Source organism: Planctomycetota bacterium, from assembly GCA_035574235.1.
GTDB lineage: Bacteria > Planctomycetota > MHYJ01 > MHYJ01 > JACPRB01 > DATLZA01.
Window position 1 is genome coordinate 1 of the sequence record DATLZA010000069.1, and the last position, 9,913, is coordinate 9,913.

The following is a 9,913-nucleotide window of genomic DNA, read 5'->3' on the forward strand; positions in this document are numbered from 1 at the left end:
CCCCGACTGCGAAATCGCCACCACCAGCGTCTCCGGCCCGAAGGGGGAATCCCCGTATCGAAGCTCGCTCGAAAGCCCCGCCTCCGCCGGCAGCCCCGCAAGCTCCTCCACCGCCACCTTCCCCACCAGGGCCGCGTGCCAGGCCGTCCCGCACCCCGCCAGCACCACCCGCTTCAGGCGCCCCACCGGAAGATCCAGCTCCCCTCCCAGCCCCTCCTCCCGCCCGGCGAATTCCGCCGCCAGCGTCTGCGGCTGCTCGTGGATCTCCTTGAGCATGAAATGCGCATAGCCCCCCTTGGCCGCCCCCTCCGCCTCCCAGTCGATCCGGAGAGGCGCCCGCGAGACGGGACGCAGCGCGCGATCGAAGAGGCGCACCCCGGACGCGTCCAGGGTCGCCAGCTCGCCCTCCTCGAGGGGAACGATCCGCCGCGTATGCGGCAGGAGCGCCGACGGGTCGCTCGCCAGGAAGTTCTCGCCTTCGCCCAGACCGAGAACGAGCGGGCAGTTGGCCCGCGCCGCCACGAGAAAGCCCGGCCGGTCCGCGAAGGCCACGCCCACGGCGAAACTTCCGCTCATCTCACGCACGGCGCGGGCCACGGCTCGAAGCGGGTCGCCGCCGACTTCGGGAAGGAATCGCTCGATGAGATGGGGGATGACTTCGGTGTCGGTCTGCGACCGGAAGGCATGGCCCGCCAGCGCCCGGCGCAGCGCGTCGCAGTTCTCGATGATGCCGTTGTGGACCACGGCGACCCGGCGGTCGCAGGAGAAGTGGGGATGCGCGTTCGACCGGGTGACCCCTCCGTGCGTCGCCCACCGCGTGTGGCCCAGCCCCGTGCCTCCGTGAAGCGCCCGGCCGCGGAGGCGGGCCTCGAGAGAGGCGATCTTTCCCGGCGCCTTCTCCGCCACGAGTCCCCGGCCGTTGAGCACGACCACGCCCGCCGAGTCATAGCCGCGGTATTCCAGGCGCTTGAGGCCGTCCAGCAGGATTTCGAGCGCCGGCCGGGGGCCGACGTAACCGACGATTCCGCACATGGAACTTCCTCCCCGTGACGAGATGCTCCGCGGGAAAGGGACCGGCCGCCGCCGGCCCGCGTCCTGGGGAAGGGATCCTCCGACCGGAATCTTGTTATACGCGTCGGGAAAAGCGCGCTCCGTGAGGCGCTTTCCGTAACGGAGCGACCGACGGGCGCGTCTTGGGAACGGCGGTCTTCGGAGGAACGGCATGGCGGCGCTCGAGATCGACGTCGTGACGGGCGGTGCGGGTTTCATCGGGAGCCATCTGGTCCGCGCGCTCCTGGCCGAGGGCCGGCGCGTGCGCGTGGTGGACGACTTCTCGAGCGGGCGGCGCGAGAACGTGCCCGGGGGAGTGGAGCTTCTCGAGGGCGATGCGGAGGCGCTTGCGGAGCGCGCCGCTCGGGGCGCCGCCGTGATCTACCATCTGGCGGCCCTCGTGTCGGTGCCGCGTTCGGTCGATGAGCCGCTGGAGAGCCACCGGTCCACGGCGGCGGCCGCGGTCGCGATTCTTCAGGCCGCGGAGCGGGCGGGGGCGCGCCGCGTGGTGCTGGCGAGCTCGTCGGCCGTGTACGGAGACGACCCGGATCTGCCCAAGAGGGAAGATCAGGCGGCGCGGCCGGCCTCCCCCTACGCCGTGGCCAAACTGTGCGCCGAGCTCTATGCCCGCCATTGGGCGGCGTACCGCGGACTGGAGACGGTGTCCCTCCGGTTCTTCAACGTCTACGGGCCGAGGCAGGATCCCTCGTCTCCCTATGCCGCCGCGATCCCGATTTTCCTCAGCCGTCTCCGGACCGGACGGCCCGTGCCGATCCACGGAGACGGCCGGCAGACGCGCGACTTCACCTACGTGGGCGACGTCGTCTCGGGTCTCCTGGCGGCCGGCCGGGCGCCCGGCGTCTCCGGGAAGGTGTACAACCTCGCCAGCGGGCGCGCCACGTCCGTGCTGGATCTCGTGGGGCTCTTGGCGCGTCTCACGGGAACACGTCCCGAGCTCCGGTTCCTGCCCCCGCGGCCGGGCGACCTGCGGGAGTCGTGGGCGGACATCGGACGCGCCCGGCAGGACCTGGGCTACGCGCCGCGGACCTCGCTCGAGGAGGGTCTGGGCGCCACCCTCGAGTGGTTCGATCGGGACGTCGCCGCGAGACCGTCATGAATCCAGACCCGGAAACCCTTCGCCGGCTGCTCGATCTTCTCTTCGACGCCGGCGGGGACGGCGCGGCGGACCTGAGCGAGCGCGACCTGGAGCGCCCCGGGCCGGGCGACGCGGAAGCGTCCCTCCTGGACGCGGCCTTCGGCGAGCCGCCTCCGGGCGGCGATTCGCGGGCCGCGTGAGCCGTCCTCACGGCGCGGCGAGCTGCCGGCGGATTTCCTCGATGCGTCCGAGGATGAACTCTCTCTTGAGCCCGTCCACCTCCCACGTCCACTGCTGAGGACCCGACCAGAGACGATGCGGGTTCGGCGGCTCCACGGGCACGTGGTCGTCCAGCAGGTTCCGCAGGTGCTCGACCCGCCCGGCCATGATCTCGGGGGCGCTCGGACCCGCGATGAGCTCCGCCAGGATCCGCCGGAACCGCTCCAGATTCTCCGGGCGCTCCACGATGAGCCTCCGCGTGAGCACGCGGCGCTCGAAAGTGAACGTCACGGGTTCGTCGATGGGGCGCCAGTAACTCTCGCCCCGGTCCCAGGGAAGGAGGCGGAAGCGTCCGTTGCGGGGCGACTTATAAAGGTAGAAGTTCGAGGACCAGAGATTTCCCAGCGCGTCCGGTCCGCTGCGGTAGCCGTCGTCCTCCCCCGTGAGCACCTCGATGGCGATGAACTCGAGGAACGCCTCGACGTCGAAGAGGCGCGCGATTTCCTCGTAGGACCTGTGGTGAAGGGCGTCGAAGAGGTCGCGCACGTCCTCGGCGCCCGGGGGAAGCGCCTCGATCGAGGGCTCGAACATCCGGGGGACGTAAAGGGCCGGGTCCGGTCCGTGCCAGACGAAGTCTTCCCCGGTCGCCGTCTTCTTGTAGAGCTGGTTGACGCCCGGGCCGAAACGCGCCCGGACGAATTCGCGATTGATCCGCTCCGTGACGCCGTACAGGCCCTTGTACCCCCCGTTGACGGAAAGGCGGGCGTATCCCTCGCGCGGCGCCGGCAGCCCGCGGGCGCGGTGGATCGTGAAGACGAGCCACTGGCGCATCATCGCGGGGTCGTCGAGGAGCCAGTTGAGCTTCAGGCTCGGGAGGCCGTGAAACCGGCGGCCGGGGACGAACGCTTCGAAGTTCAGCAGGAGGGACGGTTTCGGATTGCCCGGGATGCGCGAGTTCTGGCCGCTGGGCTGGACGCCGACGTCGGGCCAGGTGTGGCCGCCCCAGCGAAGCGTGGCGCGCCGCCAGGTGTCCGTGTGGGGATCGGCCACCAGCGTGTCCCAGTCGGCCGGATCCATGAGGAGCTCGACCTCCGCGACGGCGTTGGCGTCGAAAGGGCCTCCCGAGGACTCCGCGACGGACGTCTCGGCGCTTCCTTCGCCGTCACTTCCGCAGGCGGCCAGGAGGAGGAACGGGGCCAGGAGCAGGTACCTCATCGAGGGTCTCCGTCAGGGCGTCGTTCTCGTCCCGCTCGCGGCGGCGGCGGTAGGCGCGATCCCGGAAAACGAGCAGGACGCTGATCGCGGCGACTCCGAGCGCCGCGTGGCCGATCACGCCGAGGGCGCACGCCATGCCCACGCCGATCGCCACGAAGAAGAGAACCGCGTCGCCGGGGTCTTTGATCGCCGTGCGGAAGCGGACGAAGGAGCCCAGCCCCACCACTCCGAAGGCGCGCGCCACCGAGTCTCCGATGAGCACCATCGCCAGGGTGGAGGCCAGCGTCATGAGAACAAGCGCGTAGGCGACGGGAAGCTTGGAGGGAAGCCCGCCGGCCAGCCGCGAGAGCGGCCGCCAGGCCAGGAGCGTTCCCAGGAGGAGCGCGAGGCCCATCCGGGCCAGAAGCGCGAGGGCGTCGAGCGTCGGGCCCGAGGCGGATCCGCCGTCGAAAAGCTCGTTCATGGCCGAATTCCCTCCGGTTCGGCGGCGCGCGCGCGCTTGAGGTAGAACTGAACCGCCTGGCGGACGACAAGCGGGCGTCCCTGTGCGCGGGAGAGAGCCTCCTCTGCGAGGCGTTCGGCTTCGGGGTGATGGCGGACTCCGGAAAGGCCCGCCAGGACCCCTTCCGGAGCGGCGGCCACGAGTTCGCCGCGGCGCCTCCAGGCTTCGGGCCGGTCGAGACCGGCGAGACCTTCGGCGACCTCGTCCGGGCAGATCGGTTGGAGGCGGTCCCGGAGCGCCTCGGCGGCCGGACCCGCGAGACCCTCGAAGGTTTCCAGGACGGCTTTCGGCGCCGCCCCGGCCAGGCTCTCTCTCAGGGTCCAGGCGCGCGGCTGGTCGAGCTTCCGGAGACTGCGCAGCACCGAAAGCGGAAACTCGCGACGCAGGCGGTCGCGAAGATGCCAGGAGGGGGGCGCGCCGAGGCCGGCCAGGCTCTCGGCGAGCGCTCCACCGGGCCCGTCCCGCAAGGCGCGGCACCGGAAGCCCCAGGAGCGTCCGTCTCCCAGCCCGGCCAGGCTCCGAAGTCCCTCGTCCGGAGCCCGATCCCACAGGCGCTCGCGGAGCGCATGGGCGTCCCGCGCGGAGAGGCCCGCGAGGCTGTGGAGCACCTGGTCGGGGGCGACCCCGGCCAGCGCCTCGCGCCACGCCCACGCCTCGAGGCCCGTCAAGCCGGCGAGTCCCCGGGCCACGTGGTACGGAGCTTGCCCGGCCGTGGCGCGGCGCAGCTCCCAGGCCGCGGGCGTATCCAGTCCCGAGGCGCTCCAGGCCGCCACGTCCGGGCAGCGGTCCGCTCCCCGCGCGCGCAGGACGTCGGCCCTCGGGTGGTCCAGCCCCGCCGCCAGCAGGAGAGCCGTCGCGGGATCGCGGTGGAACAGATTCTCCGTAAAGTCGAAGAAGCGGCGGATGCGTTCTTCCGGCGTTTCCCCGCCGGCCACGTGCCAGGGTTGCGGGGCCGGGGGGCGGGGCGGGGGCTCGAGGTCCACAAGATCGGCCACCAGGGCCAGCGCTTCCGTCTCCGCTTCCGCGGGCGTCCGGAACGAATTGTCCAGGGTGCGCCAGCGGGCGGGGTCCGACTCCGCCAGGGTCCGAAGGGCGGCGCGGAGCCGCGCGAGGAACGCCCGGCCCTGAAGCCCTTTTCGCCCCGGCGTTCCCAGCCGCCGGTCGCGGACTTTCCGGAGCCGCTTGCGGATCCGGGCCACGTCCGGGTCCACGTCCACCAGGATCACGCGATCCGGCCAGAGACCTCCGGCGGCCAGCGCCGCCGCGCGGCGAACCTCTTCCGCCGCCAGTCCGGGGCGCAGGCCTGCGGCGGCCACGTGCGCGTGAAGCGCCCGGTCCGTCACGACGATCTCTCCGCGCGCCAGCGCGGGGCGGATCTCCTCCTCCAGGAGCTGCGCCTCGCGGGCGGCGTTGAGGAGGAATTCGGTCGCCGGCGACAGAAGCGCGGACTCGCCGGCGCGGGTCAGATCCCGGATGCGGGCCACCAGCGGCGGGCGGAAGCCTCCGCCTTCCCGGGGATGGTGAACGGGACGGCCCCGCTCCCGGAGGGCCCGCGCGAGGCGGACCGAGACGGTGGTCTTGCCGCTTCCGTCGATTCCCTCAAAGTCGATCCACATGACCGGCCACCTTGCAGGACTCATCGAGCGCTCGAACGAGGGTGCGGAACTTCGAGTAATCCGTCGGGGCCAGACCGGCCAGGACGTCGGGCAGCCACTCCGGGACGGCGCCGCCGTGCTTGATCTCCAGGATCGCGGCGGTCTCACGCCGCAGGGGCGCCCCGAGCGTCGCGGGCGAGAGGGTCGCGCCGGGCTGGAGGAGCCGTTCGGATACGCGGTGATAAGTGACATTCCGGTCGAGCGTCATGCGGAAGGGCAGGTCGGTCACCCGATAGGCGTGGCGCGCGGTGGACACGGCGCCGAGCGCCACGAGGCGCCCGCCGGCGACTTCGCGGAGGCGGCGGAAGGCCTCGGCCGCCTCGCGGTCGCAGGGCCCGCAGGCGAGGGCGGGCACGTCGCGCAGATCGCCGCCCCGCAAGAGCGGACCCAGGGCTTCGCGGCCGATGCGGAAGCGGGCCTTGCGCGTCCAGGAACCCGACCGCGTCTTGATCTCGATCCAGAGGTTCGGGGATCCGTCCAGATACTCCCGCAGCCGGATCTTGGTGCAGTGGGCGGGGCTCTTGAGCGCGCCGGCGGAAAGCGCGCGGTCCAGACGGTCGAAGTACACCGTGGTGACGCCGTAGACCCGCGTCTCAAGAGAGGGCAGGCGGGCCAGGACGGTCTCGACGAGCCCCTGGGGGATCAGGTACTTGACCTCCACCCGCGCCCGCGTGATGTTCCTTTCCATGGAGACCCCTCTCAGAACCGGTAGGTGAATCCGAGCACGTACTCCTCGCGGTTCCAGGAAGTCTCCTCGTCCGTGGCCCCCGGGTCATGGGGGAGGGAGATGTCCACGCGCGTGAACCGGGCCTCGGCTTCGAGCGTGACCGCCGAGGAGACGCGCCAGCGCGCCCCGAGCGAGGCGCGGCGGCGGTCGTCCTCCCGGTCCGCGTGACCCGGATCCACCGCGGGGCGGTTGTCCGTGGTGTATCGCCGGTCCGCGAAGCGGTAGCTCGCCTTAAGTTCGACCCCGCGCAGGGGACGCACCGCGACGCCGGGCTCCAGGGCGTGTTCCTGATAGGACACGTCCGGCTGGAACGAGCGCGCGAACGAATCGTTGAGCACGAACTCGTATTCGAGGAGAAGCTCCACGTCGCGGAGGACGTCGACGCCGGCGCGCGCTCCGAGGCCGTAGAAGATCGAATCGCGATGGTTGAACGGCGCGTCGTAGTCGCGGAACTCCAGGCAGGCCTTCGGGCGCACCGTGACCGCCTGCCAGGGCCGCGTTCGGACTTCGGCCTCGAAGAGGTGGTCGCGGTAGAAGGCCGACTCGAACTCGCCCGTGTCGAGGTTGCGGTACTCCCGGCGGTAGACGTCCGGCATGAAGGTGTAGGAAATCTCCGCGGGCGCCCGGCGAAGAAAGAGGGTCAATTCCTCATAATTGGCGATCGAATTGGCCTGGTACAGGTGCGCCCGGGCGCGCAGGCCCGCCGTGGCCGGAGCGTCCAGGAGGGAAAACTCCATGGAGCCTTCGGCCCAGGGGGACACGATGAAGTCGTCCGGCTGCTCGATGCGGAACTTGTCGGGCCGGGTGCCGTCTTCAAGGCGTTCGACGTCGCGGTCGTCCAGCCGCAGGATGTTGCTGTTGTAGGTCAGGTCGATGCCGGCCCGGCCCCCGAAGACGGGTTCCGCGGGCGGCCGGGGACGGGCCGCTCGATCCTGTCCCGGAGGAAGCGGCGCGGGCGGCTCTTCCTGGCCCTGGGCCGCCCTCGGCGCGCCCTGCGACAGCGCGAGCACCAGCGCCATCAGCGTCTCCATCGCGTTTCCTCCTGCGGCTCCGATTTCCCTGAAGCGGAGCCGCGGAGATCGTGACGCGGCACCGCGGGGGCCGCCCCCGCCCGCCGTAACATCCCCCCCGGGGGCGCATCGACAGTTCGAATGCGGCCCCCCCCGCTGGGCGGGCCGCGACGCCGATCATGAGGCCCCTGGCGTTCGTCCTGGTCTTGCTCCTGGCCGCGTTCGTTCTTCTTCCGTCGGAGACGGACGTGTTCGGCGCCCTGCGGCGGTCCGCGCCGCGCCCCGAGATGGAACCCTATTTCCTCGAGCGGCTGGCCCGCGATCCGGGTTCCCTGGACGTCCTGCGCGAACTGGTCCGCATCGCGCGCGCGCGGGGCGACCTGGAGACGGAGCGGGAACGCCGCCTTCTCCTGCGCCGGCGCGACCCGGGCGACGTGGAGAACCTCGAGGAACTCCTCCGCGTGCTCGGCTGGACGGGCCGGTCGGAAGAGGCGTTCTCCCTGGCGCGGGAGCTGGCGGACCGTTTTCCGGAGCGGCGGGACCTGCAGGAGCGCGTGCTGGATCTGGCGATGGTCGCGGCGCGGCCGGCCGAAGCGGCGTCTCACGCCCGCCGGCTTCTGCAGCGCGGCGTGCGTCATGCCGCCATGGGACGCGTCTTCGCCGCCGCGCGGGACGTGGCCGGCCTCCGGGCCTCGATCGCCCCGCCCCGCGCGCGCGCCGAGGCGCTGACGGCCCTGGGCGCCCAGGCGGAAGCCATCGTGGCCTGGCGCGAGCACCTGGCCCAGGCGCCCGGCGACGCGGACGCCCGGAGGAGTCTGGCGCGGCTCTACCTCTGGAACGGCCGCCCGATGGACGCGGCGGCGGAACTCGAGGCGTGCCTGGCCCTGGAGGGCGATCCCGCCGTGCGCGAGGAGCTCGTGGGCCTCTATCGCTCTCTGAACCGGATCGATCTTCTTCTGCCCCACCTGCCGGCCGGGAGCCTGGAGCGCGCCGACGTGCTGGCGGCGCTCGGACGGGTCGAAGAGGCGTGGCGGATCTACTTTCGGCAGGGGCGGCTCGACCGCCTGTTGGAACTCTCGCGCGGGATGCCCTTCGAGGAGGAGGAGCTGGCGATCCGGCGGCTCCTGCCGCCCACGCGGGAGAACCGGCGACGGCAGGCGGATCTCTACGCTTGGCGGAAGGACTTCGCCCGGGCGCTCGAACTGTACGAAAGTCTCGACGACCCCCGGGCCGTGGAGATGCACCTGGCGCTGGGGGATTTCGAGGGCGCTCTGGCCGCGGCCCGGCGTCTGGGGTTGCACGCGCGCGCAGGAGATCTCCTTCAGACGGCCGGGGATCTCGAAGGCGCCATCGCGGAATACGAGCGCGTGCCGGGCGCGCGCGCGGAGCTCGCCCGCCTCTACCTTCAGGTCGGCCGCCGCGCCGACGCGGCGCGGGTTCTCGATGCGCTTGCCCGGGAAGGCGGGACCGATCCGCACCTTCGGGCGGAGCTTTACCTCTACGCGGGGCGGATCGACCGGGCCGTGGCGACGCTCCGCCGGCTTTCGCCGGAAGAGTTCGAGGCGTGGCGCGTGGAACGCCTGGCGCGCGGGGCGCCGCCCCGGACGGCCGAGCCCCTCTGGCGCCTGCTTCTCGATCGGGATCCGGAGAACGAAGAATATCTCCTGGCCCTGTCGGAAATCCTCCAGGCTCTCGGCAGGCTCGACGAGGCGGCCGGAATCCTCGCCCGGCTTCTCGAGCGCCGGCCGGACGACGCGCTTCTGCTCGGAGCGCTCGGCCTGCTTCGGTCCGACCGGGCGCTCCTGGAGCGCGCGCGGGCGAGGGGATCGCGGGACCCGCGGGTGTACAAGCGCCTCGCGGAGATCGCGCGGGCCGAATACCGACGCGCCGACGCGGCCGAGCATTACCGGGAGTACCACCGCCTGCGGGACGACGACCCGCAAAGCCATTTCGCCCTGGGCGAGCTGACGGGGGACCCCGCGGAGTTCCGGCGCGCCTGGGAGCTTCTGCCCCCGGGAGAACGGCGGCTGCGGGCGCGCCTCCTGGCGCGGTGGGGGCGCGCCTCGGAAGCCGAAGCGCTCTTCCGCGCCGCCGGGGACGTCGAGGGGCTCGTGGATTTCCTTCTGGGACAGGGGCGGCTCGACGAGGCGCGGCGTTTCCCGATGACGCCGCGGCAGCGCGCGGACCTGGCGCTTCGCGAGGGGCGCCGGCGCGAGGCCGTGGAGCTCCTCCGGGCGCTGGACCTGCGCGATCCCGACGTGCGGTCGGCGCTCGGCGAGGCGCTCTTCGCGCTGGGCCGCTGGCGGGAGGCCGAGGAGGTGGCCGACCCGGAGCTCCGCCGCCGCATCCGGGCGCGGTACGGTCCCGAGTCCGTCGCGGAGGCGCGGTGGCTCGGGATGACGGACGAGCGGCACCGGCTCCTCTCGGCGCGCGCGCGGG

At 72.3% G+C, this 9,913-nt stretch carries 9 protein-coding genes; 3 read left to right on the top strand and 6 right to left on the bottom strand.

The window, feature by feature from the left end; genetic code table 11:
* Positions 1 to 1,032: isomerizing glutamine--fructose-6-phosphate transaminase (locus VNO22_05590; protein HXG60822.1), on the bottom strand; the 1,032-nt coding region annotated here is incomplete at its 3' end.
* Between the two features lie 190 nt (positions 1,033 to 1,222).
* Here VNO22_05590 and VNO22_05595 point away from each other — a divergent pair.
* Together VNO22_05595 and VNO22_05600 are read left to right on the top strand one after the other, a co-directional pair.
* Positions 1,223 to 2,167 carry an NAD-dependent epimerase/dehydratase family protein gene (locus VNO22_05595; protein ID HXG60823.1) on the top strand — a complete coding sequence of 315 codons (945 nt, stop codon included), beginning with the start codon at positions 1,223 to 1,225 and terminating at the stop codon, positions 2,165 to 2,167.
* Entirely contained in the window at positions 2,164 to 2,346 is a 183-nt protein-coding gene (locus tag VNO22_05600; protein HXG60824.1) for a hypothetical protein, read from the top strand. Before VNO22_05595 ends, VNO22_05600 begins: the two co-directional genes overlap by 4 nt.
* Before the next feature lie 7 nt (positions 2,347 to 2,353).
* Here the strand turns inward: VNO22_05600 and VNO22_05605 are convergent, their stop codons facing one another.
* From VNO22_05605 to VNO22_05625, 5 genes are read right to left on the bottom strand one after another with little or no spacing between them, the layout of a single operon-like run.
* A complete protein-coding gene (locus tag VNO22_05605) occupies positions 2,354 to 3,580 on the bottom strand; it encodes a CotH kinase family protein (GenBank protein ID HXG60825.1) in 1,227 nt (408 codons plus the stop codon).
* Entirely contained in the window at positions 3,528 to 4,043 is a 516-nt protein-coding gene (locus tag VNO22_05610) for a DUF4956 domain-containing protein (GenBank protein HXG60826.1), read from the bottom strand. The genes VNO22_05605 and VNO22_05610 overlap by 53 nt, the downstream gene beginning before the upstream one ends.
* Entirely contained in the window at positions 4,040 to 5,698 is a 1,659-nt protein-coding gene (locus VNO22_05615; protein ID HXG60827.1) for a dTMP kinase, read from the bottom strand. Before VNO22_05615 ends, VNO22_05610 begins: the two co-directional genes overlap by 4 nt.
* Positions 5,682 to 6,425, bottom strand: coding sequence for a VTC domain-containing protein (locus VNO22_05620; protein HXG60828.1), 744 nt, complete (start codon positions 6,423 to 6,425; stop codon positions 5,682 to 5,684). Before VNO22_05620 ends, VNO22_05615 begins: the two co-directional genes overlap by 17 nt.
* An 11-nt stretch (positions 6,426 to 6,436) precedes the next feature.
* The gene (locus tag VNO22_05625; protein ID HXG60829.1) at positions 6,437 to 7,495 is read right to left on the bottom strand and encodes a hypothetical protein; all 1,059 of its coding nucleotides are present in this window, start codon (positions 7,493 to 7,495) and stop codon (positions 6,437 to 6,439) included.
* 158 nt (positions 7,496 to 7,653) lie between these two features.
* Between VNO22_05625 and VNO22_05630 the strand changes: the two genes are divergently transcribed.
* On the top strand, positions 7,654 to 9,913 hold a 2,260-nt coding region (locus VNO22_05630; GenBank protein ID HXG60830.1), incomplete at its 3' end, for a tetratricopeptide repeat protein.

Excerpts from the sequence above, each read along its gene's own strand:
- VNO22_05595 (HXG60823.1), top strand. The coding sequence starts at position 1,223 with ATGGCGGCGCTCGAGATCGACGTCGTGACGGGCGGTGCGGGTTTCATC.
- VNO22_05600 (HXG60824.1), top strand. The coding sequence starts at position 2,164 with ATGAATCCAGACCCGGAAACCCTTCGCCGGCTGCTCGATCTTCTCTTC.
- VNO22_05605 (HXG60825.1), bottom strand. The coding sequence starts at position 3,580 with ATGAGGTACCTGCTCCTGGCCCCGTTCCTCCTCCTGGCCGCCTGCGGA.
- VNO22_05610 (HXG60826.1), bottom strand. The coding sequence starts at position 4,043 with ATGAACGAGCTTTTCGACGGCGGATCCGCCTCGGGCCCGACGCTCGAC.
- VNO22_05615 (HXG60827.1), bottom strand. The coding sequence starts at position 5,698 with ATGTGGATCGACTTTGAGGGAATCGACGGAAGCGGCAAGACCACCGTC.
- VNO22_05620 (HXG60828.1), bottom strand. The coding sequence starts at position 6,425 with ATGGAAAGGAACATCACGCGGGCGCGGGTGGAGGTCAAGTACCTGATC.
- VNO22_05625 (HXG60829.1), bottom strand. The coding sequence starts at position 7,495 with ATGGAGACGCTGATGGCGCTGGTGCTCGCGCTGTCGCAGGGCGCGCCG.